General features: G+C 73.9%; 21 protein-coding genes and 1 tRNA gene. 9 read left to right on the top strand and 13 right to left on the bottom strand.

Annotation, left to right across the window (positions count from 1 at the left end; genetic code table 11):
* Nucleotides 1–7 precede the first annotated feature (7 nt).
* Nucleotides 8–1,300, bottom strand: coding sequence for an acyl-CoA dehydrogenase family protein (locus A6A06_RS23640; protein WP_073763368.1), 1,293 nt, complete (start codon nt 1,298–1,300; stop codon nt 8–10).
* A gap of 389 nt (nt 1,301–1,689) precedes the next feature.
* On the opposite strand from A6A06_RS23640, the gene A6A06_RS23635 reads away from it, so the two are divergent.
* Nucleotides 1,690–2,889, top strand: a complete 1,200-nt coding sequence (locus A6A06_RS23635) for a Gfo/Idh/MocA family protein (RefSeq protein ID WP_073763367.1) — start codon at nt 1,690–1,692, stop codon at nt 2,887–2,889.
* A 78-nt stretch (nt 2,890–2,967) separates the two neighbouring features.
* Here A6A06_RS23635 and A6A06_RS23630 read toward each other — a convergent pair whose 3' ends face one another.
* Nucleotides 2,968–6,240, bottom strand: a complete 3,273-nt coding sequence (locus A6A06_RS23630; protein WP_073763366.1) for an amidohydrolase family protein — start codon at nt 6,238–6,240, stop codon at nt 2,968–2,970.
* A 220-nt stretch (nt 6,241–6,460) separates the two neighbouring features.
* Between A6A06_RS23630 and A6A06_RS23625 the strand changes: the two genes are divergently transcribed.
* Entirely contained in the window at nt 6,461–7,375 is a 915-nt protein-coding gene (locus A6A06_RS23625) for an alpha/beta fold hydrolase (protein ID WP_073763365.1), read from the top strand.
* Between the two features lie 49 nt (nt 7,376–7,424).
* Here A6A06_RS23625 and A6A06_RS23620 read toward each other — a convergent pair whose 3' ends face one another.
* Nucleotides 7,425–8,327 (bottom strand): transketolase family protein, encoded by a 903-nt coding sequence (locus A6A06_RS23620; protein ID WP_073763364.1) that lies wholly within the window; start codon nt 8,325–8,327, stop codon nt 7,425–7,427.
* Nucleotides 8,328–8,389: 62 nt separating this feature from the next.
* The gene (locus A6A06_RS23615; RefSeq protein WP_073763363.1) at nt 8,390–9,139 is read right to left on the bottom strand and encodes a transketolase; all 750 of its coding nucleotides are present in this window, start codon (nt 9,137–9,139) and stop codon (nt 8,390–8,392) included.
* A 54-nt stretch (nt 9,140–9,193) separates the two neighbouring features.
* Here A6A06_RS23615 and soxR point away from each other — a divergent pair, with 54 nt between their 5' ends.
* Complete coding sequence (gene soxR / locus A6A06_RS23610) at nt 9,194–9,691, top strand: redox-sensitive transcriptional activator SoxR (RefSeq protein ID WP_073763362.1); 498 nt, start codon at nt 9,194–9,196, stop codon at nt 9,689–9,691.
* Here the strand turns inward: soxR and A6A06_RS23605 are convergent.
* On the bottom strand, nt 9,672–9,965 hold the full coding sequence (locus A6A06_RS23605; protein ID WP_073763361.1) for a YiaA/YiaB family inner membrane protein: 294 nt from the start codon (nt 9,963–9,965) through the stop codon (nt 9,672–9,674). The genes soxR and A6A06_RS23605 overlap by 20 nt on opposite strands.
* Nucleotides 9,966–10,155: 190 nt before the next feature.
* On the opposite strand from A6A06_RS23605, the gene A6A06_RS23600 reads away from it, so the two are divergent.
* From A6A06_RS23600 to A6A06_RS23575, 6 genes are all read left to right on the top strand, one after another.
* A tRNA-Pro gene (locus A6A06_RS23600) sits at nt 10,156–10,232 on the top strand.
* 400 nt (nt 10,233–10,632) lie between these two features.
* A complete protein-coding gene (locus tag A6A06_RS23595) occupies nt 10,633–11,229 on the top strand; it encodes a hypothetical protein (RefSeq protein WP_242440906.1) in 597 nt (198 codons plus the stop codon).
* Nucleotides 11,222–12,529, top strand: coding sequence for an MAB_1171c family putative transporter (locus A6A06_RS23590; RefSeq protein ID WP_073763359.1), 1,308 nt, complete (start codon nt 11,222–11,224; stop codon nt 12,527–12,529). Before A6A06_RS23595 ends, A6A06_RS23590 begins: the two co-directional genes overlap by 8 nt.
* A 138-nt stretch (nt 12,530–12,667) precedes the next feature.
* Nucleotides 12,668–13,921, top strand: coding sequence for a cytochrome P450 family protein (locus tag A6A06_RS23585; protein ID WP_073763358.1), 1,254 nt, complete (start codon nt 12,668–12,670; stop codon nt 13,919–13,921).
* A 337-nt stretch (nt 13,922–14,258) separates the two neighbouring features.
* Nucleotides 14,259–15,512: a D-alanyl-D-alanine carboxypeptidase family protein gene (locus A6A06_RS23580; RefSeq protein WP_242440905.1), complete on the top strand. Its 1,254-nt coding sequence runs from the start codon at nt 14,259–14,261 to the stop codon at nt 15,510–15,512.
* Nucleotides 15,513–15,963: 451 nt separating this feature from the next.
* Nucleotides 15,964–16,548 carry a DUF309 domain-containing protein gene (locus A6A06_RS23575; RefSeq protein WP_079194389.1) on the top strand — a complete coding sequence of 195 codons (585 nt, stop codon included), beginning with the start codon at nt 15,964–15,966 and terminating at the stop codon, nt 16,546–16,548.
* Nucleotides 16,549–16,562: 14 nt separating this feature from the next.
* On the opposite strand, the gene A6A06_RS23570 is transcribed toward A6A06_RS23575, so the two are convergent.
* The 8 genes from A6A06_RS23570 to A6A06_RS23535 form a co-directional block, all read right to left on the bottom strand.
* Complete coding sequence (locus A6A06_RS23570) at nt 16,563–17,687, bottom strand: hypothetical protein (RefSeq protein WP_242440904.1); 1,125 nt, start codon at nt 17,685–17,687, stop codon at nt 16,563–16,565.
* Nucleotides 17,687–18,937 (bottom strand): MFS transporter, encoded by a 1,251-nt coding sequence (locus A6A06_RS23565; RefSeq protein ID WP_073763356.1) that lies wholly within the window; start codon nt 18,935–18,937, stop codon nt 17,687–17,689. The genes A6A06_RS23570 and A6A06_RS23565 overlap by 1 nt, the downstream gene beginning before the upstream one ends.
* Before the next feature lie 21 nt (nt 18,938–18,958).
* Nucleotides 18,959–19,939, bottom strand: a complete 981-nt coding sequence (locus A6A06_RS23560; RefSeq protein WP_073763355.1) for a metallophosphoesterase family protein — start codon at nt 19,937–19,939, stop codon at nt 18,959–18,961.
* A gap of 122 nt (nt 19,940–20,061) precedes the next feature.
* On the bottom strand, nt 20,062–20,394 hold the full coding sequence (locus A6A06_RS23555) for a DUF427 domain-containing protein (RefSeq protein WP_073763354.1): 333 nt from the start codon (nt 20,392–20,394) through the stop codon (nt 20,062–20,064).
* A gap of 117 nt (nt 20,395–20,511) precedes the next feature.
* Entirely contained in the window at nt 20,512–20,970 is a 459-nt protein-coding gene (locus A6A06_RS23550) for a thioesterase family protein (RefSeq protein WP_073763353.1), read from the bottom strand.
* The gene (locus A6A06_RS23545) at nt 20,967–21,923 is read right to left on the bottom strand and encodes a 3-hydroxyacyl-CoA dehydrogenase NAD-binding domain-containing protein (protein ID WP_073763352.1); all 957 of its coding nucleotides are present in this window, start codon (nt 21,921–21,923) and stop codon (nt 20,967–20,969) included. Before A6A06_RS23545 ends, A6A06_RS23550 begins: the two co-directional genes overlap by 4 nt.
* Nucleotides 21,924–22,034: 111 nt before the next feature.
* Nucleotides 22,035–22,928, bottom strand: a complete 894-nt coding sequence (locus A6A06_RS23540) for a 3-keto-5-aminohexanoate cleavage protein (protein WP_199931203.1) — start codon at nt 22,926–22,928, stop codon at nt 22,035–22,037.
* 40 nt (nt 22,929–22,968) lie between these two features.
* Nucleotides 22,969–23,826 carry a TetR/AcrR family transcriptional regulator gene (locus A6A06_RS23535; RefSeq protein ID WP_073763350.1) on the bottom strand — a complete coding sequence of 286 codons (858 nt, stop codon included), beginning with the start codon at nt 23,824–23,826 and terminating at the stop codon, nt 22,969–22,971.
* Between the last annotated feature and the right edge of the window lie 12 nt (nt 23,827–23,838).

Genomic DNA, 23,838 nt, shown 5'->3' with positions numbered 1-23,838 from the left:
CGCCTCCCTAACCGGTCGGCTGCAACTCCGTCCGCTCCCGCTGGAGAGAGGTATGCCGGCCGGCGGCGGGCTCTGCGGGCCCCGGGACCCGGTCGTCTTCCGCGGCGTCCGACGGCTCCCTGCGGACCAGGCTCGCCAGCCGCCCGGACCACTCGCCCTTGGCCGTGCCGAGCGCCAGTTCGCCCAGGCGCAAGAGCTGGATGTCGGAGGTCCCGGCCGGGGCGACGATGTGGTGGGCGTCGCGCAGGTAGCGCTCCATCGGGCGGTCCGTGAACAGCCCGCACGCGGAGTGGATGTCCATCGCGTCGCGCGCCGACTCCAGGGCGGACTCGACGTTGACCAGCTTGGCGTTCATCAGCTCCGCGTCGCACGGCAGGCCCTGGTCGAGCAGGTGGACGGCGTAATAGGCGGACAGCCTGGCGATGAGCAGCCGGGACTGGATGCGGCCGAGCTTGATCTTGATGTTGCCGAGGTCCGCCAGCGGCTTGCCGTAGCGTTCCCGCTCCGCGCAGAACCGCGAGGTCTCGTCCAGCACGGCCTGGTGGATGCCGAGCGACACCGCCGTCAGGTTCGGCCGTCCGTACAGCACGCTGGAGGAGTACGCGACGGCCAGCCCGTCGCCCTCCCGGCCGAGCAGGTTCGCCGCCGGGACCCGGCAGTCCTCGAAGACCAGCTCGCCGAAGCTGAAGCCGTGCAGCCCCATCGCCTGCTGCTGCTCGCCGACCCGCAGACCCGGCCGGTCCGCCTCCACCAGGAACGCCGACAGGCCCTTGGAGCCCTCGCCCGTCCGGACGACGACGCCGTGCAGGTCGCCGACGTGGCTGTTGCCGACGTAGGTCTTGCGGCCGTTGAGGACGTAGTCGTCGCCGTCGCGGACCGCGCGGCTCGTCATGCCGAGCACATGGCCGCCGGACTGCGGCTCGGTGACGGCGATGGTCGGCAGGCACGCGCCCGAGGCGACGGCCGGCAGCCAGGTCTTCTTCTGCTCCTCGCTGCCGAAATGGATGATCTTCGCGACGCCGAGCTGGGACGCCTGGACCATGGCGCCCATGGCGCCGCTCACCCGCGACAGTTCCTCGATGACGAGGGTCTTGGCCAGATGCCCCGCGCCCATTCCGCCGTAGGCGCGGTGCACGGTCGCGCCGATCCACCCCTGGCGGGCGATCAGGCGCGGCAGGTCGTGGCAGACGGCGCGGGCCGCCTCCATCCCGGCTATCCGGGGCCGGACCTCGCGCTCGGCGAAATCCCGCACCCGGCGCCGGAGTGCTTCATGGCGCTGGTCGGTGAAGTATCGATGCAAGACGAGCCTCCTTCGCTGGACGCTCCCGCGCTGTGCGGCTCCCAGCCTGCTTTCCGGGCGGCGCACTCCGGTTGTGCGCCCCCGGTCGCCCTGGTCTCCGCCCAAGCCGATCCGAACCGTGATGGGTTGCTTACCTCGTGCAATACCCGTTGGCATACCTGCTGCACGGCGCATAAAACATCAACACCGTGCATTTATGCGAGCAATGGGAGCGCGCAGAACGCGTTCACCACCCCTGTGGTTTACGGTGCGTGGAACACGTCCGGCGGTGTTCTCGTGGGGTGGCGAGGGGAGGCGCGACGCCGATGGCCCACGGCCCCCGCCACCCCGTCGTTCCTTGGTCCCGTACCCCGCCGACCATGGAGTCCGTCAGCCTCTGGAGGCACCTCATGACCGACGATCTGAGCCTGGGCGTCATCGGCTTCGGGCTGCGCGGTGATCTCGCGCTCACCGCCCACCGGCCGGGATACGGCGCCCGGGTCGCCGCGGTGGCCGACACCGATCCGGACGCGCTGGCGTACGCCACCCGGCGCCTCCCGGGCGCCGAGACGTTCACCGACCATCGGGAGCTCCTACGCCACCCCGGCCTCGACGCGCTGCTCCTCCTCACCCCCGACCACACCCACGCCGACCTCGCGCGCCAGGCACTGCGTGCGGGCCGCCCCGTCTTCGTGGAGAAGCCCCTCGCCATCTCCGTCGAGGACTGCGACGCGATACTGCGCACCGCCTACGAGACCGGCACCCGCCTGTACGTCGGCCACAACATGCGCCACATGCCGGTCATCCGCCTGATGCGCGAACTGATCACGCGCGGCGACATCGGCCGGGTCAGGACCGTATGGGTACGGCACTTCGTCGGACACGGCGGCGACTACTACTTCAAGGACTGGCACGCCGAGCGGCGGAACACCAACGGACTGCTGCTCCAGAAAGGCGCGCACGACCTCGACGCGCTGCACTGGCTCGCGAACGGCTACGCGCGGCAGGTCCAGGCGCTGGGCGACCTGATGGTGTACGGCGATCCCGCGATGCGGCGGGCGCCGGAGGAGCCCCGGCCGGAGGACTGGCTGGAGCACGACGCGCACTGGCCCCCCGGCAGCCAGCGCGGCCTGAACCCGCGGATCGACGTCGAGGACGTCTCCCTGGTCAACATGCGCCTGGACAACGGGGTGCTGGCCTCCTACCAGCAGTGCAATTTCAGCCCCGACTACTGGCGGAACTACACCGTCATCGGCGACGCGGGCCGCCTGGAGAACTTCGGTGACGGGCCGGGCGGTTCGGTACGGGTGTGGAACTCCCGCCAGTCCGGGTACCGCGCCGACGCCGACGCCGTGTACCAGCTGCCGGCCGGCGAGACGGACGACGAAGCCGGGCACGGCGGCGCCGATCCGCTGCTGATGGACGAGTTCCTGCGGTTCGTCCGGCACGGCGGGCCGACCGACACCTCGCCGGTCGCCGCCCGGATGGCGGTGGCCGCGGGCGACCGGGCCACCGCGTCGCTCCGCGACGGCGGCACCCCGCGCGAGGTGCCGCCCCTGGCCCCGGAACTGGTGGACTACTTCGAACGCGGCCAGACCAAGGAGAAGTGAGGGAGCGCGGGAGGCGGCGGGCGTTCGCCGCGCGCCGCCTCCCGCGCCACGCGCCCCTTTTCGCGCGGGGCCGGCCCCTCAGTCGGCCGCCCCGCAGCAGGAGTCGCGCCGGTGCTGCCGTCCCACCTCCAGCCAGTCCACCGCGCCCGCCCCGGCCCCGACCGCCCCGGCCCCGACCGCGCGGTCGCCCGGCTTGGGGAAGGCCGCCACCAGCTCCTCCTGCTCGTACAGCCGCCCGCCCCGCAACACCGCCGCCGTACGGACCAGCGCATCGAAGTCGGTGAACGGGTCGCCGTCCACGATCACCAGGTCGGCCAGCTTGCCCTCCTCCAGCGTGCCGAGGTCCCGGTCCGCGCCGAAGACGCGGGCGGGCAGGGCGGTGGCGGTACGCAGGGCCTGCGCGGCGGTGAGCCCGTAGCGGTGCAGGGCGCGCAGCGCCAGGTGCAGGTGCAGGCCGACCGGGGTCAGCGGCTGGTCCGTGCCCAGGGCGACGAGGCCGCCGCCGCGCAGCACCCGCCGGTAGACGCCGACCTCGGTCTCGATGTCGCCCAGCTGCTTCGGGGTGGGCCGGTGGCCCGCGTTCTCCCGCGCCAGCGCGGCGTCCCACGGCGGCATGAGGGTGGTGACCCGGTCGTCGTCGGCGAGGCCGGGGTCCTCCCCCAGCAGTACGGAGGCGGTGAAGGGGGTGGCGATGAGGTGGAAGTCCGTGCCGGTGTAGATCTCCTCCACGTCCTGGTAGGCGTGGCCGGTGGCGGACACGGCGTGGCCGAACTCCAGACGCTGGGTGGCCTGGAGGTGGGTCGTCAGGTCCTGGCCGAGCTGCACGCCGGGGGACAGCAGGTGGCTGCCGGACCGCACCCCCAGCCGCTGGTGCGCGAAGCGTGCGGCTTCCTCCATGATCCAGCCGGGGGCCCTCACGTACGTCTTGACGAAGTCCCAGTCCAGCGCCGCGCCCCGCTCCAGCGACCGGCGCAGGCCCTCCCGCGTGGCGTGGGCGCGGCCCATGCTGTAGGCGACGCGGCTGCCGTCCAGCAGCTCGCCGCAGGACAGCAGGCGGGGACCGACGAGCGTCCCGGCGGCGACGGCTTCCCGGATGCGGGCCTGTTCGTAGGAGAAGCCGCCGAAGGAGACGGCGGTGGTGATGCCGTAGGCGAGCTGGAGCGCGGTCTGGCGGCCGCCGTATGTGGTCTGCCAGGGGTGGGTGTGCGAGTCCCACAGGCCGGGGATCACGGTGCGCGTGGAGGCGTCGACGTGGCGGGCGGAGTACCGCCCGCCACGGCGTCCGTGCGGCTCGACGGAGGTGATCCGGCCGTCCCGCACCACCACGTCGACGTCCTCGCGGACCTCCTCGCCGGTGCCGTCCCAGAACCGGCCCGCGTGCACGACCGTGTCCCGGGCGCGCGAACCGCGGTGGTCCAGGGTCACCCGGACCGTACGGGCGGGGCCGCCGTCCACGCCGGTCAGCCGCAGCCGGCCGGCCGACAGGTAGAGGAGGGTGCGGGAATCGCCGGACCAGGACGGGTGGTCGGCGCTCTCGTCGGTCAGCCGGCGCGGGGCGCCGTCGGGTGTGCCGTCCGGGCGTACCGGCAGCACCCACAGCGCGGATTCGGCGATCAGCGCCATCCACCGGCCGTCCGGCGACCAGACGGGTCCGGAGTCGTAGCGGTCGGAGATCGACCGCAGTGTGTGCCCGGGGTCGGGGGCGTGCAGCCGGTCCTTGCCGGTGCGGGTGTCGAGGACCCGGATGAGGTTGTAGCCCTCGCGGAAGCGCCGGTTGAGGCGGTTGCGGTCGCAGAAGGCCACATAGCGGCCGTCGGGGGACCAGCTGGGGCGGCCCGGGACCCCGCCGCCGCCCAGTGGCGCGGTCACCGTCTCCTTGCCGTCGGCCACATTCCGTACGATGAGATTTCCGGACATGTCGATCGCGGCGAGCTGCCCGCCGTCCGGGGACAGGGCGGGCTGCACCCGGCCTCCGCCCGCCAGCACCGTCTCCTCGCCGGTCGCCAGGTCGTGCCGGCGGACCGCGAACAGCCCGTCGCGGTCGTCGGCGTACAGCAGGGAGCGGCCGTCGCGGGCCCAGCTCGGCCCGAGGACGTACCGGGTGGCGTCCGCCCGGACGAGCCGCCGGGGCCTGCCGCCCGAAGCGGACACCAGCCACAGCGAGTTGAGGGCGGCGAAGGCCACCTGGCGCCCGTCGGGGGAGAGCGCGGGCAGGTGCACGCCGCGTACCGGCCGGACGCCGGTGCGCTCGAAGCCGTAGTCCTTGACCTCGTAGCGGGGCCGCCGCACCGGCAGGTCGGCGGTGAAGGGAATGGTTTCCGCGGTGTCCGGCGAGGCGGGCCGCAGCACCGTGAACTGCCCGCCGACGGTCAGCAGCAGCTCCTCGCGCGAGATCCAGCGCGGCGGTACGGGCTCCACGTCACCGTCCACCGCGACCTCCGCGCCGTCCACCACGAGGGCGCAGGTGGCGCCGGGACGCTCGGTGGTCCGCAGGTAGGTGAGCCGGGCGGCACCGCCCTTCGCGGCGGGCGCCACGGCCGGGACCATGGCCTGGGTGCCGGAGGCGGCGGTGTGCTCGGTGACGACCTCGCCGCCGCCGTCGGCCCGTACGGACGCGATGGTGCGGCTGTCCAGGGCGGTACCCGCCACCGCGCCGCGCACGAACCACAGCCGTTCGCCGTCCGGCGACCAGGTGGGGTCGAAGTCCTCCCAGGCGCCGTCCTGGTGCGGCCCCTGCTGTCCGGCCCGCCCGGTGACACGGGTCAGCTTCCGTGTCCGTACGTCCAGGACCCAGATCCGGTACGGGCTGCCCGTCACCGGGTCACCGTCCCGCTCGGAGGCGAAGGCGAGCCGGGTGCCGTCCGGGGACCAGGCCGGGCCGCGGTCGTCCCACGGGCCGTCCGTCAGCTGGCGCAGGTCCGAGCCGTCGGGGCGCAGCGTCCAGATGTGGAAGCCGCCGCCGCGGTAGGCGCAGACGGCGAGGCGGCTGCCGTCGGGGGAGAAGACGGGCCGGGTGGGCTCCAGGTCCGGCGGGGTCAGCGCGCGGGCCTCGCCGCCGTCGCGCGGAACGGACCACAGGACGTTCTGGACCTCGGCGATCAGGCGGTCGCCGCGGGGGGAGAGGGTGGCGGCGCCGTTCGTGGCGGCGGTGAAGGAGAGCGTCGGCAGCCGGGCGGCGGCGTCGGCGGCGGGAGCGGCGGCGTGGGCGGCGGCGGCGAGCGGGCCCGGCAGCCCGGCCAGGCCCGTGACCGCCGCGGCGGAGGCCGTGCCCTGCAGGAAAGTGCGCCGGGAGAAGGGCCGCGGAAGGTCCGCGGCCCGGGAAACGTCGTCAGATCTGTCCGTGGTGTCCAACGGTCCTCCAGCCATGGCGGGTTGCGTGGGTCGGTGGCCTGCGACGAGCCGACCGATCGTGTCACGCGCCGATGGCCCGAGGTCAACACCCCACGGCGGGTAGCTCTTGGCGCGTCGCGGGTTCCGGGGGGAGAGTGGGGCCGAAGATCCGCGGCGGCGGCCCGCCCCGTCCGTCGCCGCCGCCCGTGCCCGTACGTCCCGGCAGTCAGGAGAGCGCGCCATGCAGCAGGACTTCCACCAGGCCCCGGACGGTGCCCGCATCGCCACGTACACCTGGCTGCCGGAGTCCGGGCAGCCGCGTGCCCTCGTCCAGATCGCGCACGGCGCGGCGGAGCACGCCCGGCGCTACGACCGGTTCGCGCGCTTCCTGACCGGCCACGGCTACGCGGTGATCGCCTCCGACCACCGGGGCCACGGCGCGACCGCCGCCTCCACCGGCGGCCTGGGCGTCGTCGGTGACGACGCCTGGCGCGCCATCGTCGGCGACCTCAAGCACCTCGGCGACCGGGCGGGCGCGGACCACCCCGGACTGCCGCTGGTCCTCCTCGGCCACAGCATGGGGGCGATGCTGGCCCGCGACTACGCCCAGGAGTACGGCGCCGACCTGGCCGGGCTGATCCTCAGCGGCACCTTCCGCAGCCTGCCCGGAGCCGAGATCGAGACCAGCGCCGCCGGCCTGGAGGCGGAGATCGCCGAGAGCGGCCGGGCGGCGCTCTCCGGTTTCGTGCCGCACCTCTTCAGCTCCTTCAACGACCCGTACGAGCCCCGCACCGGCTTCGAATGGCTCTCCCGTGACACCGCCGAGGTGGACCGCTACGTGGCCGACGAGGAGTGCGGCTTCCCCTTCAGCGCCGGGCTGGCCCTGGACTGGGTACGGGCGGTCCGCAAGGTCAACGACCCGCGCCACCTCGCCCGCGTACCGCTCGGACTGCCCGTCCACCTTGCCGTCGGCGACCAGGACCCGTGCAACCAGCGGCTGACACAGGTCGCCGAACTCCTGGAGGACTTCCGCTACCTGGGCCTGCGCGACCTGACGTGGCGGGCCTACCCCGGGGCCCGCCACGAGATCCTGAACGAGACCAACCGCGACGAGGTCCAGCGGGACCTGCTGGCGTGGCTGGACGAGCGCGTGTAGTCCCCGGTATCCGGGGACCGGGTGTCCCCGGGCGCCCGGGGACCCGGCGTCACCACGTGAGGAAGCCGGTGATCCGCTCGCGCAGCGACCACGCGTCCAGGCCCTGGCCCGCCAGGTGCTCCTCGATCTCCCCGAAGCGGCGCAGTTCCCGGCGCCCGACGCCGAGACCGAGGACGCGGTGCGGCACCTGCTCCAGCGCCTCGTTCACGTGCCGGTTCGAGGTGCCCTCGTGGTACGGCTCGACGATCACCACGTCCGCCGCCGCGCTCGCGGCGACCGCGGTACGCAGCGCCGCGCCGTCGAAGGGCCGGACGGTCGTCGCGTACAGCACGGTCACGTCCAGGCCCTCGGTCGCGGCCAGGACGTTGTCCAGCATCGGCCCGACCGCCAGCACGACGCCGCCGCGGCCTTCGCGCAGCGTCAGGAAGCGGGCCCCGTCGACCGGCCGCGGCGCTTCGTTGCTCTGGACGGACAGCCGTACGTAGACCTTGTCGTCACCGGCAGCGGCGGCGTGCCGCAGCAGCGTCTCCGCCTCGTCCGGGTGACCGGGGACGTGCACGGTCCAGCCGTCCAGACTGTCCATGAGGGCGATGTCGCCCGGCGCCATGTGGGTGAAGCCGCCGGCCGGCCAGTCGTACGAACCGCCGGCGCTCACCAGCACCCCGCCCGTGTCCTGGTGCCCGAAGTCCAGCTTCACCTGCTCGAAGGGGCGCTCCACCAGGAAGCTGGCGAAGGTGTGCACGACGGGCCGCAGCCCCGTCAGGGCGAGGCCGCCGCCCACCCCGACGAGCAGCTGCTCTCTGATCCCGACGTTCACCACCCGCCGGGGGTGGCGTTCCCGGGCGGACCGGAAGCCGTCCACGCCGATGTCGGCGAGGACGACCGCCAGCCGCGGGTCCTCGTCCAGGAGCTGGGTGGTGACCGAGGCGAAACGTTCGCGCATGGTGTCCATCAGAATGATCCTTCTCGAAGTCGGTGCGGTGCGGTGCGGTACGGGTACGGGCCGGGCGCGGCTCAGGCCGCCTTCGGCTTGGGCTTCGGCTCGCCCACGTACTCCTTGGGCTCCACCCGGGCGACCACCGCGTGCGGCCGGTCCGGGTGGGGCGCGGTGAACGCCGCGTACAGCGCTTCGTGGTCGCGCCCGTCCACGGTCACCGCGGACCAGCCCGCGGCCTCGAACCGCGAGGCGATGCCGCCGCGCCAGCCGTGGGACGACGAGGAGTTGTCGACGACCAGGGTGTGCAGCCGGGACAGGCCCGCGGCGCCCGCGTAGGCGATGGCCTCGTGGTTGCTGCCCTCGTCCAGCTCGGCGTCGCCGATCAGGACCCACACCGCCGGGTCGGTGAGGTTCTGGGCGTGCAGCCCCAGCGCCGTGCCCACCGCCAGCGGCAGCCCGTGCCCCAGCGAACCGCTGCCGATCTCCGCGCCCGGCACCAGCACCCGGTCCGGGTGGTGGCCGAGCGGCGAGTCGTACGAGCCGAAGCCCGGCAGCCACGCGGCGGGGAAGAAGCCCTTGGCGGCGAGCACCGCGTAGAAGGCCATCGGGCCGTGTCCCTTGGAGAGGAGGAAGCGGTCCCGGGACGGGTCCTGGGCGGTGGCGGGGGAGACCCGCAGCACCCGGTCGTAGAGCACCCACAGGGCGTCGAGCGTGGAGGTGGCGGCCGGGCCGTGCTTCTCGTCGCCGGTCATCAGGCTCATCAGGCCGGGGAGTTCGGCGAAGCCGGCGTTCCGCGAAGTGGCCGCTTGCGTGGTCGTGTTCGTCATGGATGAGAGCTTGCAACTTCAAGCGGACTTGAAGTCAAGCGCTAATCTCGGGGGATGACCTCACCCCATGACCGCCTCCCGATCGGGGAGCTCGCAGGGCGCAGCGGACTGGCCGCCTCCGCGCTGCGCTACTACGAGGAACTGGGCCTGATCCACTCCGAGCGCACCGGCGGCGGGCAGCGCCGCTTCACCCGTGCCACCCTGCGCCGCATCGCCTTCATCCGGGCGGCCCAGGTGGTCGGCCTCTCCCTGGAGGAGACCGGTGCGGCCCTGGCCAAGCTGCCGGAGGACCGCGCGCCCAACGCCGCCCAGTGGAACAGGGCCGCCCGTACCTGGACCCGCCGGATCGACCAGCAGATCGCCGAACTCCAGAAGCTGCGCGGCCAGTTGTCCAGCTGCATCGGGTGCGGCTGCCTGAGTCTGCGCAAGTGCGGCCTCTACAACCCGGGCGACGCCGCCGCCGCGAAGGGCGCGGGCGCCCGCTACCTGATGGGCGACCGCCCCGAAACGGTCTGCGCCGAGGCGCCGGGTGTCAGACCTGACCCGGCTTGAAGACGTCCTGCTCGATCAGGAGCTTGTCGATCCTGGCCTTGTCGACCCGGTTGGTGACCTCCTCGACCTCCTGCCGGTCCCGTACGCACTTGGCGAGCGTGAACGCCGACGAGACCACGAAGAGCAGACCGAGCCCGAGGAACCCGCGCTCCCAGGCGCCCACGGGCAGCTTGGCGATACCGACCGTCAGCGCGACCAGGGAGAGCCCGAACGAGATCGCGGACTGCGCGAAGAAGGCGGTGGTCGTCGGCCGCTGTATCGATGGAGTGGTCATGCGCGTAGCGTCCCGCCGCCCCGCGGGGGGCGCATGAGTACGCGTACTCATCCACGCCGCGCGCCGGCGCGGGCCGGGCCGGAGCCGCCGGGAGGACCCGCTGCCCGGAACCTGGCGGTGGACACCCCCTGACATGCGGTATTGTTCTCATGCACGGCCAGCCGGGGAAAGAAACCGGCCGGACGGGTATCGGGACGTGGCGCAGCTTGGTAGCGCACTTGACTGGGGGTCAAGGGGTCGCAGGTTCAAATCCTGTCGTCCCGACCAGCGTTTTCGCAGGTCGTAGGCCGTTTCCGCAGAAATGCGGGGGCGGCCTTCGCGGCGTTTTCCCGCGGTGTCGACGGGCCGGGGCGCGCGGCCGCGGTCGCGGACCGGCCCCCGGTGGCCCGCGGCGTCGGCCACCCGCGGCGCAGGCCCGAACGGGGCGGCGTGCGGCGGCGGTTCGTGGAGGCGACCGGCTGGGAATCCTTGGCGGCGGGCCGCTGTTTCGCCGCTTTTCACTGTCCGTAAGTGGACTGGTGCGCAATATCGCACGCGTGACAGGATTCAGGCTGCGGTTTCGGCGGTGACAACTGCGTGCGGGGCGCGGGCGGCCGGGATCCGGGGGAGCACAGCCGGGGGGCGAATGCTGATGGGGGGCGCGCGGACCGGGAACGGGGCGCGGAGCGTGCGCAGGAAGCGGTGGAGCTGCCTGCGCGCGGGCGCGCGGGCCCGGCGTGTACGGCACCGGTGTGAGCGGCTGGTCAGGGAACTGGCCCTGCCCGCCACCACGGACCTGGCGGACGTGTGCGACGCCGTCGCGGCGCGTCTGGGGCGGCCCGTACGGATCGTGCCGATGCGGCTGGGCGGCACGGCCTCCGGCCTGACGGTCCGCACCGCCGACGGGTACTGGATCTTCTGCGAACTCAGGACCACTCCCTGGCACCAGACGCACATCGTGCTCCACGAACTCGGCCGGTTGCTGCTCGACCACGGCACGGCCGACAGGCACGGGCGCGGCACACCCGGGCCGCACGCAGCCGCACACGGGGAGGCCGAGGTGCTGGGCGCGCTGCTCATGGAACGGGTGGTGCCCTCGGCGGTGGACCGCGGCCCCGCGCCGACGGGGCAGGCCGCCGAGCTCGCCGCCGCCCTGGCCCCCGCGCTGCGGCACCGGCGCGCCGGACAGCGCGGCACGGGCCGCGCGGGCGGCGCCACCGGCGGTAAGGACGGCGCCGCGGGCGGCGCCGGGACAGCTGACTCGGACGGGGGATCGAGTGTTTGACGTGCTGTATCTGAGCTTCGGCGCGGTGGCCTGGACGGTCGTCGCCTTCAAGACCCGTGCCTGGCTCCGCGACCGCGGCAACGCGGATCTGGGCCTGACCTGCGTGATGAGCGCGAGTGTCGCCACGGTGTTCGTCTTCTCCGCACCCAGCGTCTACCGGTGGTTCGACCGGCTGACGGGCGTGCCGAACCTCGCGATGGTCCTCGTCTACTCCTCGGTCGTGGTGTTCGCGGCCGGTGCGTTCGTCCTGCTGCTGCGCTGGAGCAGCGGCGCGGGCGCGGAAGGGCGCGCGCGGGCCCGGCAGCGGTCCCGTACGGCCGTGGCCGCCGTGGCCACGGCCTGGGCCGCCGCGGTCGCCTGCTTCGTCTTCGGACGGCCCGACGACGTCGAACACCCCCGTGACTTCACCACGGCCTACGCCGGCTCGCCGGGGGTGATGGCGTTCCTGGTGCTGTATCTGGCCATTTTCGGCACGAGCCTCGCGGGGCTGGGCACCCTCTGCCCGCGCTACGCCGGGCAGCTCGGCCCGTCCTGGCTCGCCCGCGGCCTGCGGGTGCTGGCCGCGGGCTGCTGGCTCGGCCTGGTGTACTGCGCCTGCAAGCTGGCCGGCGTCGCGCTGTTCTGGGCCGGGCACCGGGCGCTGTGGCTCTCCGACGCGGTGGCACCGCTGAGCGCGTCGGTCGGCGCGGTGCTGGTCCTGGCCGGGCTCGCACTGCCGGCCGCGGGCACCCGGGCGTGCGCCTGGCGCCGCCTGCGCCGCCTGCACCCGCTGTGGAAGGACGTCGCCGCGCAGGCTCCGGAGGTGACCGTGCGGCACACGGTCTGGGGGGACCGCTGGCCGCTCACCGGTCTCCAGTGGCGCGCCGACCGGCAGATGGCGGAGATCCGGGACGTCCAGCGCGGCATCCGGCGGTACGTGGAGTCGGACACCATCGACATCGCGCGGGAGCGCGGCCGCGCGGTCGTGAGCGACGAACGGCAGCTGGCGGCCGTCGCGGAGGCCGCCGCGCTGCGCCGCGGGCTGGAGAACCGGGCCATCGGGCTCGTCCCCGTGCTCGGTGCCGACAGCGTGGTGGTGATGGCCGAGGAGCGGCCGGGGGAGCGCGCGCCGCAGTGGGCGGCCGCGGGCCGCCGGGAGCAGCTGCCGGACGGCCGGGCCGCCGGTCCCCGCCCCGGACGGTTCGCCGAACCCGCGGCGGAGTACGAGCACTTGGCGCGGGTCGCGGACGTCTACCACTCGCCGCTGACCGACACGGTGCTCACCGAACTGCGGCAGCGCAGCGCCGCGCAGCGACACTGAAGCCGCACTGGACCGGCACCGGAGCGGGGCGGCATCCGGTACCGGACCGGGGCGGCACGGGCACCCGGCCGGGGCGCACCGGCGGGGCCGCCGCCGACCGTTCCGGACACCGTTTCGGCGCCCCTAGAGTCGTGCACCATGCAGACCACCGCCGAGACCGGCCCCGACGACGACCCCATCGACGTGACGCACCTTCTGGACGACCCGTACACCGGCTACGCCGCGCTGCGCGACGCCGGGCCCGTACACCGCATCGCCGGACCCGACGGGCATCCCGCGTGGCTGGTGACACGGTACGAGGACGTGCGCCGGGGCCTGTCCGACCCCCGGCTCTCGCTGGACAAACGCCATGCGCACGGCGGCTACCGCGGTTTCTCGCTGCCGCCCGCCCTGGACGCCAACCTGCTCAACATGGACCCGCCGGACCACACGCGGGTGCGCCGCCTGGTGGCGAAGGCGTTCACCCCCGCCCGGGTCGAGAAGCTGCGGGAGCCCGTACGGCGGCTCGCGGACGGCCTGCTGGACGCGGTGCAGGACGCCGGGCGTACCGATCTGATGGAGAGTTACGCCGGTCCGCTGCCCATCGTCGTCATCTGCGACCTCCTGGGCGTACCCGAGCGGGACCGCCCGGACTTCCGGAGCTGGACGGATGCGCTGATCACGCCCGATCCGGCCCGGCCGGAGCAGGCGAAGGAGGCCGTCGTGGCGATGATGCGCTACTACACCGGTCTGATCGCGGCCAAGCGGATCGCGCCGGGGGACGACCTGCTGTCCGACCTGATCATGGCCAGGGACGGCGGTGCGGACGGCGGCGGCACGGACGCAGGCGCGGGGCCGGAGGGCGCCGGGGACCGGCTCACCGAGGACGAGCTCACCTCGCTGGCGTTCCTCCTCCTCTTCGCCGGCTACGAGAACACCGTGCACCTCATCGGCAATTCCGTACTCGCCCTGCTGGACCACCCCGAACGCCTCACGGCGTTGCGCGCGGATCCAGCCGAACTCTCCGGGGCCGTGGAAGAGTTCGCGCGCTACGACGGGCCGGTCCCGCTGGCCATCCGCCGGTTCCCCCTGGAGGACATCGAGATCGGCGGCGTCCGGGTGCCGGCGGGCGGGACTGTGCTGCTCTCCCTTGCCTCCGCCAACCGGGACCCGGACCGCTTCCCCGGGGCCGGCACGCTGGATCCGGGCCGAGACGCCGGGGGCCACCTCATGTTCGGGCACGGCATTCACTACTGCCTCGGCGCGGCCCTGGGACGGATGGAGACGGAGACCGCGCTCACCGCTCTCATCAGCCGTTTTCCCGGGTTGCGGCTCGATGTTCCGCGGGCCGCGCTGCGCCACCGCCGGACGCTGCGCGCACGTGGCTTGATCTCGCTCCCCGTCGCCTGGTAATCGCGGGACGAACAAGTTTTTGAGGCATAACCGTTCCTTCATGCGGTAGAAAGGTCGTGAGGCCCGCCCGGTGTGCATCCCCCGTCGCACCGGGCGGGTCCTCGTGCGTACGGGGCGGGTGCGGCGCGAAGTGCCGTGCCGCGGGCCCGGCCGGGACCTCCGGCCCGCCCGTAGCCGCCCGTGAGCCTTTGGCCTCTGATGCGCTCGATGCACTCGATGTGCCTGGTTCACCCGCATTCCGCCCGCGTCCTGCCCGTATCCCGTGCGTGTTCCGGCGCTTCGGCCGTCTGGCGTAGGCCCGTCTGCGGGCGAAGTGCGGGCTTCCTAGCGTGAAGGCATGGCACTTGACATGCTTTTGTCCCGGAATGCCGGTGTGCTGGCCGTCATCGCCGCCACCGGGCTGACGCTCACCTCCATACCGGCGGCGGCTCACGCCGAGCACGTGGCGGTGAGCCGGCGGGCCGCGGACCCCGGGGCGGAGGCGGCCGGGGGCCCGGCGGCGGACCGGCTGGCGGACCGTACGGGACGCGAAGTGGCGGGGGCCGGCGCCCCCGCGCTGCCGACGGGGGTCTCCGCCCGCGCCTGGACGGTGACGGACGTCCGTACGGGCGACGTGCTGGCGGCCAGGAACGCGCACCAGCGGCTCGCGCCCGCCAGCACCCTCAAGACCCTGTTCGCGGTCACCGTGCTGCCGAAGTTCCGTGCGGGGGCCGTCCACAAGGTCACCCCGCAGGACCTGACGGGCATCGGTCCGGGCAGCAGCCTCGTGGGCATCCAGGAGGGCCGCAGCTACCGGGTCGCCGACCTGTGGCGCGGTGTCTTCCTGCGCTCCGGCAACGACGCCGTACGGGTGCTCGCCGCGATGAACGGCGGCTGGTCGGCCACGGCCCGGGAGATGCAGGCCAGGGCGCGGCAGCTGGGCGCCCGGGACACCTCGGTGAAGTCGCCGGACGGGTACGACAGCCCGGGGCAGGTGTCCTCGGCGTACGACCTGAGCGTGTTCGGCCGCGCGGGGCTCGCCAACGCGGACTTCGCCCGGTACTGCGCCACCACGACGGCCCGGTTCCCCAGCAGGGGCAGTCCCTCGTTCGAGATCCAGAACACCAACCGGATGCTGTCCGGGGCGAGCGGGATGCGGCGCTATCCCGGGATCGTCGGGGTCAAGAACGGCTACACCAGCAACGCGGGCAACACGCTGATCGCCGCGGCCGAACGGGGCGGCCGGACGCTGCTGGTGACCGTGCTGAATCCGCAGTCCGGCGCGTCCAACGCCGTCTACCAGGAGGCGGCTTCGCTGCTGGACTGGGGTTTCCGCGCCGCGGGCAAGGCCCGCCCGGTGGGCTCCCTGCAGGCCGCCGCCGCGCCGGGCGGCCGGGCCGCCCCGTCCGCCGACGGTGCGCGGAGCGGTGCCGGGCACCGCTCCGCCACCGGGCGGCCGGTCGCCGCGGAGGTCTCCCGGGAGCCCGGACGGTGGTCGGAGACCGCGCTGTGGGCGGTCGCCGGGGGTTTCGCCGTGGCGCTCGCGGTGGGCGCGGTCTTCGGCTGGCGTATGTACGTACGCGGTCGGCGCACGTCAGGGGACGGCTCCTGAGCAGGGGGCGACCCCCGGTCGCGTGCGGGTTCACGGCACCGTCGGAATCCGGCCATTGACGCGGCCGGTCGTCGGGCCGTGACCGTACGGCCGACGCCCCGGCCGCACACCGCCCCGTCACGCGCTGCACAATCGAACCGTGAACGTGACGCGACGCGACGAGGGCGGCGACCCCGCCTGCTGGCTGGACCAGGTGTGCCAGGAGTGCGGCCGGATCACGGACCGCCCGGCGGAACCCGGCTGCGAACACTGCGGAGCCGGAGCCGGAGCCGGAGCCGGAGCCGGAGCCGGAGCCGGGACCGGGACCGGGACCGGGACCGGGACCGGGACCGAGACCAGGGCCAGGGCCAGGGCCAGGGCCGCAACCGTGCCCGGAGCCGGGCCCGCTACCGCCCCCGCCGCGGACCTGCCGGAACCGGAAGGACGGACCATGGCTGCCGGCGACCCGAACATGAACCCGAGCGAGGACCCGGACGACGGTTCGGGCGGAGACCCGGACGACGCTCCGGGCGGACGCTCCGGTGACGGCCCGAGCGAGGACCCGCCCGCCGCCCGGGACCGCGACCCCGAGGGCCGGGCCCGCAACGCCCGGCCGCGGGACGGCCTCGGCCGCCCGCTGCCGTACGGCGCCCCGGGCGTCGAGCGCCAGCCCGAGGGCGTCGAACGCAGCCCCCGTGAATCCCTCACCGAGGCCCAGGACCTCCTGGACCGCGGGATGCCCTTCCACGCCCACGAGGTGCTGGAGGACGCCTGGAAGATGTCCCCCGAGCCGGAGCGGCAGCTGTGGCGCGGTCTCGCCCAGCTCGCCGTCGGCCTGACCCACGCCGCCCGGGGCAACGCCAAGGGCGGCGCGGCGCTGCTGCTCCGGGGCGCCGGTGCCATCGCCCCGTACGAGGACACCGTCCCGTACGACATCGACGTCACCGGGCTCACGGCCTGGGCACGGGACTTGGCGGACCGGCTCGACGGGCCGGTGGCGGCGGCCGGGAACGCGCCGCGCCTGTGCGCGGTCGGGGGCGCCCGGACGGCGGAGTAGCGGACCGGCCCCGGTCAGCGCACCAATGCGGGCGACGAGGCCCCGGCCACGCGCAGCACCGGGGCGCCGGTGCCGTCCGCGGGGACGGTCCAGATGTCGCTGCCCTTCCTGCCACCGCTCTGCCCGCCGCTGCCCGGCAGCGCGTAGCCGAGCGTGCGGTCGTCCAGCCAGGCCGCCTGGTCGTCCACGCTGCGCTGCTCCGCGAGCGGGTGCTCGCGCATCGTGCGCAGGTCGAGGACGTACAGCCGCCAGGGGTCGCGGGCCCCTTCCCGTACCCGCTTCTTGAAGGCGAGGCGGGTGTTGTCGGGGGAGAGGGACGGGCACTCCACGTTCTCGCGCAGGGTGCGGGCGGCCCAGCGGCGCATGTCGCCCTCTACGAGGTGGGTGCGGCCCTTCGTCGAGACGGTGGCGTAGAAGCGGTTGTCGTCGCGGGCGAAGGTGACGCCCCAGTAGTTGACGTCCGGGGAGTGGTAGCGGCGGCCGTCGAGGGTGAGCGGGATCTCCTCCATGTTCTTGATCAGGTAGCCGGTGCGGGTGTCGAGGATCGAGGTACGGGTGGAGAAGGACGTGGTGGCGTAGGAGTCGCCGGTGGCGAACATCGTCCAGGACAGCATCCGGCCCGAGGCGGAGACCCGCGCCCGGTTGGGGATGCCGGTCAGGGCGATGCGGCGCTTCTCGCGCAGCCGTTCGTCCAGGACGACGGCGTACGACGCCGGAGGGATGCCGGGGCGGCGCTGGAGGCACAGGGCGGTGCCGCCGGCCGCGTGGAAGCGCTCGCAGGCGGGACCGCCGGTGGTGCGGTGGTCCGCCGCCGGGCCGGCGGCCTTCGCGCTCAGCGCCGCGGCGCCGGGCACGGCAGGAGGGGCGGCCAGGCGCGCGACCCGGCCGGTTCCGGCCCCGTCCTGCGTACTGCGGAAGTACAGCTGTCCGCGGTCCAGGCCGAACGCCGAGGGCGTGTCGGCGGAATCGGCGCGCCGGGCCGCCGTCACCGTGTAGACCACGGCGACCGTGGTGAGGACGGCGGTGGCCACCGCGATGGCGACGATACGCGCGCGCATCGACACCCCGGCCGGGCCCTTGCGGGCCGCGCTCCCGACGTCCCCCGCCTCCGGTGAACGTGCCGTTTCTGTCACGACCACTACGACCGCCTTTCCGTACGGGGGAGCAGCGCGGCGGCGCCCGCGAGGGCGGCCGCGAGGACGATGAAGGCGGCGGCCAGTGCCGCCCGGCTGCCCCACAGAGTCCAGGCAGCGCCGAACCCTGCCGCGGCGAGCAGCCGGCTCAGTGCCTGGCCCGTTTGCAGCAGGGCCATGCCGCTCGCCTGCCGTGCCGCCGGAAGGACCGGGCCCGCCAGGGCCATCAGCACGCCGTCGGTGGCCGCGTAGAACACTCCGGCCAGCACCAGCACTCCGGCCAGCAGGACGGTGCCGTCGCTGACGGTGAGCAGCAGCAGGTAGGCGGCGAGCAGCGCCGCGTGGCCGAGGAGGAAGGGGACCCGGCGCCCGATGCGGTCGCCGAGCCGCCCGGCGGGCACCGCGAGGAGCAGGTAGACCGCGGCGGTACCCAGCGGCAGCAGCGGGAACCAGCGCACCGCGAAGTCCAGTTGCCGCTGGAGCAGCAGGTAGACGAACGAGTCGCCGATGGTGGCCGCGCCCAGCAGGGCGGCGGCCAGCATGATGCGCCGGAAGGCGGGGTCGCGCAGCGGCTCGGCGATCCTGCTGCGCAGCGGGACCCGCGGCCCGGCGGGCACGGCCACCGGGCCGACCGGGTCGGCCCGTCCCGGTACGAACGCGACGAGCAGCAGCACGCCGAGCAGCCCGACGCAGAAGCTGACGACGAACACCGCGTCGTAGGCGTCCGCGGTCGCCCACAGCAGGGCGAACGCGGCCAGCGGACCGAGCAGCGCGCCCGTGGTGTCCATCGCGCGGTGCACGCCGAACGCCCGGCCCAGTGCGTCGGGCGGGCTGCTGAGCGAGATCAGCGCGTCGCGCGGGGCGGTCCGTACGCCCTTGCCGATGCGGTCGGCGGCGAGGGCCGCGCTGATCCCGGCCGCGCCGCCGCCCGCGAGCAGCAGGCCCAGCCGGGACAGCGCGGACAGCGCGTACCCGGTGCCGGCCACCAGCTTGTGCCGCCCGCCGCGGTCGGCGGCGTGCCCGCCCACCAGCCGTACGAGCGCGGTGACACCGTTGTAGAGCCCGTCCAGAAACCCGAACTGGAGCGGGGAGAAGCCGAGTTGGAGGACGAAGTAGAGCGGCAGCACCGCGGTGACCATCTCCGAGGAGATGTCGGTGACCAGGCTGACCGTGCCGAGCGCGAGGACCGGTCCGGCGACGCGGCCGCGCGTCAGCTGTGTGGTGGCGGCGGCCGCGCCGGTGGAGGCGAGATACATGAGGGGCGGGTCCCGGGCCGGTCAGTGGCACCGGTAGGACGGGCTGCTGTCCTTCGTGGACCCGTCCGTGCCGACCAGGTCCCAGGAGAACCCGTCGTCGGTGAAGTTCAGCTTGACCACGCCGAAGGTCTTCGTCAGCCGCTTCTCGCTGTTCGGCTGGACCTCCTCGATCTTGTACGGGTTGGCGCCGCCCATTCCGGCGAGCAGCTCGACCAGGCCCTTCGGGTCGGCCTTGCCGTCCGGGTTCTGCGGCGCGAAGCGCTCGTAGTGGTGGTCGTGCCCGTTGAGGACCAGCTCGGCCCCGGCGTCGTACAGCAGCTTCCACACCGGCCTGCTGACCGGGTCGTTGCCGTGCTCGCCGGAGGAGAACAGCGGGTGGTGCCAGTAGGCGGCCACGCACTTCTTGGAGCTGGCGGCGAGGTCGGCCTTGAGCCACTTGGTCTGGGTGGAGTCCAGGCTGTTGGAGTCCAGTGCGATGAAGTGCCAGTTGCCCTGGTCGAAGCTGTAGTAGCTCTTGCCCTGGGGGTAGGCGACGGAGCCGAAGTAGGACTTGTACCCGGCCAGTTTGCCGGCCGGGTCGTACGTCTCGTGGTTGCCGGCCACCGGGTGGGTCTTGGCCTTGAAGGCGCCCCAGGAGGTGTCGTAGTACTTCTGGAAGTCCTTCAGCCGGGCGTCGTCGTACTGGTTGTCGCCCATGGTGAGCACGAAGGCCGGGTTGATCTTCTTGACCTGGGCCGCGGTCTTCGGGTGCTCGCAGCTGCTGCTGCTCGCGGTGCACCGTTCGGCGATGTCACCGGCGGCGACGGCCGTGAAGCCGCCGGCCCGCGCCGCGGTCCGCTCCGGCGCGGCGTCCGCCTGCCCGGCCGGCGACCACAGCAGCGCACCGCCGACGAGCGCGAGGACCGCGCCCGCGGCGGTGGGTATGCCGGTGCGGGGGTTGGTGAGGAAGGGTCTGGACGGGCGGGTGGTGCGGGACTTCGCGGCGCGGGGGGTGGGCGTCATGTCCGTCTCCTCGGTCGGCAGGGGTGCCGTTCGGAGGAATCTTGACGACAGCGCATGTACGCGTCAATAAGTCCGGCGGAGAATAGTTAGGAAACTTTCCTACTCGCCATCGGGCCGTGCCGCTACACCAACTCCGCCGCGTAGAAGCACAGATGGTCCTTGATCTGCGCGACCGCGGACTTCGGCGCAGGGTAGGCCCACGCGATGTCCTCCGGGCCACCGGAGAGTGACCAGTAGGAGGCATCTCCCTTGAACGGGCAGTGGGTGCGGGTGCCGGACGGGACCAGCAGATCCGTCCGTACGTCCGCGGGCGGCAGGTAGTACCGCACCGGATAGCCGGTCTCGTGCAGCAGCAGCGGGCGGCGGCTGTCGGCGACGACCTGGCCGTCATGGACAACCCGGACGTGGTCGGTGCCCTGTTCGACGGTGATGCGGTGGCCTGGTACGGACGGCATGACGGTTCCTCTCTCGACGGTGGCGCGGCCCTCCAGCGTCGCACCGCGCGGCGCGTGGACGGCCGACCGGAGCGGGCGCGCCCCCGGCCGGCCGGGGACACGCCGTGCAACGCCCTCCTACACCTCCCGGATTCCCCGCCCCGCCCACTCCGGCGCCGCGCGGACCAGCTCCGCCAGCCGCTCGTGCGCCCCGTCGGGCAGCGGCGCGGCGCGCCCCTCGTCCTGGTGGACGTGCAGGGCGAAGATCTCCTCGGTCGCCACCGGATCGCCGGACGCGTCACCCACGTACATCTCGTGGACGAAGCGCGCCTTCTTCGCGCTCACGCCCAGGACCGTCGTCCGGACGAGGAGTTCGGCGCCCCGCGGCACCTCCGCGAGATAGCGCACGTGCGCCTCGACCGTGTAGAGCGAGTGGCCGGTGCGGGTGCGGTAGGCCGCGTCGAGGCCGGCCGCGTCCATGAGGGCGTCCGTCGCGAAGCCGAAGACCAGGACGTAGTACGCCTCGGAGAGGTGGCCGTTGTAGTCGATCCAGTCGTCCTGGACCGTCCGCCGGAACAGCGGCAGGCGCGCCGTCACCGGGCGGGCCCGTCCAGGCGGCCGGTCGCGCGCAGCACGTCGATGACGCCCCGGTCGCGCTCGGCGACGAGCTGCGCGTACGTACGGCCGTCGGCGGCCCGGTCGCAGCCGTCGACCACCGCGTCCCGCAGCGCCCGGTCCAGCTCCGGCGCCTCCAGCCGGGTCCAGGGGGACTTCAGCGACGGGCCGAAGTGGTCGAGCATGTGGGCCATCCCGCCCTCGCCGCCGGCCAGCGCGAACGTCAGCATCGGGCCCATGAACGCCCAGCGCAGCCCCGGCCCCTCGGTGATCGAGGTGTCGATGTCCTCGACCGTGGCCTCGCCGTTGGCGACCATGTGCAGCGCCTCGCGCCACAGGGCCTCCTGGAGGCGGTTGGCGATGAAGCCGGGCAGCTCGCGGTCCATGGTGATCACGGACTTGCCCGCCACCTCGTAGAACGCGGCGGCCCACTCGACCGCCGAGCGGTCGGTCCGCTCGCCGCCGACGACCTCGACCAGCGGGATCAGGTACGGCGGGTTGAACGGATGCCCGACGACCAGGCGGCCGGGGGTGGCGGCCGTGGTCTGCATGTCGGTCATCGGGTAGCCGGAGGTGGAGGAGGCGATGACCACAACGGGCGGGGTGGCGGCGTCCAGCTGGGTCAGCAGGTCGCGCTTGAGCTCCAGCTTCTCGGGGGCGCTCTCCTGCACGAACTCGGCGTCGGCGACGGCTTCGGCGAGGGTCGGCGCCATGGTGAGGCGGTCGGCGGAGGCGCCCTCGGCCAGGCCGAGCCGCTCCAGCGCGGGCCAGGCGGCCGAGACCAGGCGGCGCAGCTTGTCCTCGGCGTCCGGCGCGGGGTCCCACGCGGTGACGTCGTAGCCGCGGGCGAGGAAGTGGGCGACCCAGCCGCCGCCTATGACGCCGGCGCCGATGCACGCCACACGGCGTACGGAGGAGGGAGGGGTGGGGGACATGGGGACTCCTGGGGTGGGGCGTGGGGTACGGAGGGTGGCGGCCGGTCCGGGCTCAGCCGCGCGGCCGGGGCGCGCGCGGGGGACTTCCGGCGCGCGGGGGACGGTCCGGGCTCAGCCGCGCGGCTTGAGGCCGAGGCGTGCGCGGGCCTGGTCCGGAGTGGCGACGGTGGCGCCCAGCAGCTCCGTGATCTGCGCGGCCCGCTCGACCAGCTGCCCGTTGGTCGCCTTGACGCCCTTGCTCAGGTAGAGGTTGTCCTCCAGGCCCACCCGGACGTTGCCGCCGAGCAGGATGGACTGCGCCACCCACGGCATCTGCATCCGGCCGAGCGCGAAGCTGGCCCACTGGGCGCCCTCCGGGAGCATCGCGACCATCGACTGGAGCACGCCCGGGTCGGCCGGGGCGCCCCACGGGACGCCCATGCACAGCTGGAAGACGGTCGGGTCGTCGAGCAGGCCCTCGGCGAGCAGCTGCTTGGCGAACCACAGCTGCCCGGTGTCGAAGATCTCCAGCTCCGGCCGTACGCCCAGCTCCTGGATGCGCCGGGCGCCCGCGCGCAGCATGTCGGGCGTCGAGACGTAGAGGTTGGAGCCGTCGCCGAAGTTCAGCGAGCCGCAGTCCAGCGTGCAGATGTCGGGCAGCAGTTCCTCGACGTGCGGCAGCCGCTCCAGGCCGCCGACCAGGTCCGTGCCGGGCAGGTGCCGCAGCGGCTCGTCCGGGTCGACGACGAGGTCGCCGCCCATGCCGGCGGTCAGGTTGATGACGACGTCGGTGCCGGTCTCCTTGACGCGCTCGACGACCTCGGCGTACAGGCGCGAGTCACGGGACGGGGCGCCGGTCTCCGGGTCGCGTACGTGGATGTGGACGACGGCGGCGCCCGCCGAGGCCGCCTCGACGGCGGACTTGGCTATCTGCTCGGGTGTGACGGGCACGTGCGGCGAGCGGCGCACGGTGTCTCCGGCGCCGGTCAGCGCGCAGGTGATGATGACCTCGTTGTTCACGGGGATTCCTTCGGTGGGGAGGGGCGGGGGTGGGTGGGTTGCCTGCTCACGCGGTCAGTTCGCTGTCGACGAAGGCGAGCAGCGCCGCGTGCATGCTGTCGGGGCCGGTGCTGTCGGGCGCGGTGGCGAGCACCTGGGTGGCCAGGCCGTCGATGAGCGCCGTCAGCCGCAGCGCGGTGGTCTCCGTGTCGACGGCTCGGAAGACGCCCTGGTCGACGCCTCGGCGCAGGACTTCGGCGACGGTGGTCCGCCACTGCCGGTAGTAGTGCTCGTGCAGTCGGCCGACGGCGGTGGAGCGGGCGGCCTGCGCCCACAGGTCGAGCCAGACCAGCCACTGCCGCCGCTGCTGGTCGGTGCGCGGTGTCTGGAGCGCGATGAGGTGCAGCAGTTCGGCGCGGGCGTCCGGTGCGTCGGCCAGGCCCGCCGCGCGCCGGGCGGTGTCCTCGTCCATGCACCAGCGCACCGCCGCTTCCAGCAGCTCGTCGCGGCCGGGGAAGTGGTAGTGCACGGCGGCCGTGCTGGTGCCGCAGGCGGCGGCGATGTCGGCGACCCGGACGCCGTGGAAGCCGTGCTCGGCGATCAGCCGGACGGTCTCCCGGACGATCTGCAACGGCCGGCCGCCCTCGGGCACCGCGACCGGCTCCCGGCTGCGGGCGGGCGCGGGGGAGCCGCTCCGGGAGCCGAGCAGCCACGCCACGTCCACGCCGCCGATGTCCGCGACGCGCACGATCTCGGCGAGGGTGAAGCGCCGGGTGCCGCCCAGCGACCGGGACAGCTTCGAGGGGTCCATCACAATGCGCCGGGCGAACTCGCGGCGGCTGCATCCGAGGCTGTCGGCCACCTGCCGGACGCGGTCGCTGACATCGCCGTCGTCGGGGACCCGGGTGCCGGGGTCTTCGTCCATGGTCCGGGACCG

It is taken from the genome of Streptomyces sp. CB02923 (assembly GCF_001905005.1).
In the GTDB taxonomy this organism is placed as follows: domain Bacteria; phylum Actinomycetota; class Actinomycetes; order Streptomycetales; family Streptomycetaceae; genus Streptomyces.
This window is presented reverse-complemented; position numbering and strand designations above follow the sequence as displayed.

Coding starts and splice junctions, on each gene's coding strand:
- A6A06_RS23555 (WP_073763354.1), bottom strand. CDS start 20,394: ATGCCGTCCGTACCAGGCCACCGCATCACCGTCGAACAGGGCACCGAC.
- A6A06_RS23545 (WP_073763352.1), bottom strand. CDS start 21,923: ATGTCCCCCACCCCTCCCTCCTCCGTACGCCGTGTGGCGTGCATCGGC.
- A6A06_RS23625 (WP_073763365.1), top strand. CDS start 6,461: ATGCAGCAGGACTTCCACCAGGCCCCGGACGGTGCCCGCATCGCCACG.
- A6A06_RS23560 (WP_073763355.1), bottom strand. CDS start 19,939: ATGACGCCCACCCCCCGCGCCGCGAAGTCCCGCACCACCCGCCCGTCC.
- A6A06_RS23615 (WP_073763363.1), bottom strand. CDS start 9,139: ATGACGAACACGACCACGCAAGCGGCCACTTCGCGGAACGCCGGCTTC.
- A6A06_RS23575 (WP_079194389.1), top strand. CDS start 15,964: ATGAACCCGAGCGAGGACCCGGACGACGGTTCGGGCGGAGACCCGGAC.
- soxR (WP_073763362.1), top strand. CDS start 9,194: ATGACCTCACCCCATGACCGCCTCCCGATCGGGGAGCTCGCAGGGCGC.
- A6A06_RS23605 (WP_073763361.1), bottom strand. CDS start 9,965: ATGACCACTCCATCGATACAGCGGCCGACGACCACCGCCTTCTTCGCG.
- A6A06_RS23565 (WP_073763356.1), bottom strand. CDS start 18,937: ATGTATCTCGCCTCCACCGGCGCGGCCGCCGCCACCACACAGCTGACG.
- A6A06_RS23635 (WP_073763367.1), top strand. CDS start 1,690: ATGACCGACGATCTGAGCCTGGGCGTCATCGGCTTCGGGCTGCGCGGT.
- A6A06_RS23620 (WP_073763364.1), bottom strand. CDS start 8,327: ATGGACACCATGCGCGAACGTTTCGCCTCGGTCACCACCCAGCTCCTG.
- A6A06_RS23580 (WP_242440905.1), top strand. CDS start 14,259: ATGGCACTTGACATGCTTTTGTCCCGGAATGCCGGTGTGCTGGCCGTC.
- A6A06_RS23585 (WP_073763358.1), top strand. CDS start 12,668: ATGCAGACCACCGCCGAGACCGGCCCCGACGACGACCCCATCGACGTG.
- A6A06_RS23535 (WP_073763350.1), bottom strand. CDS start 23,826: ATGGACGAAGACCCCGGCACCCGGGTCCCCGACGACGGCGATGTCAGC.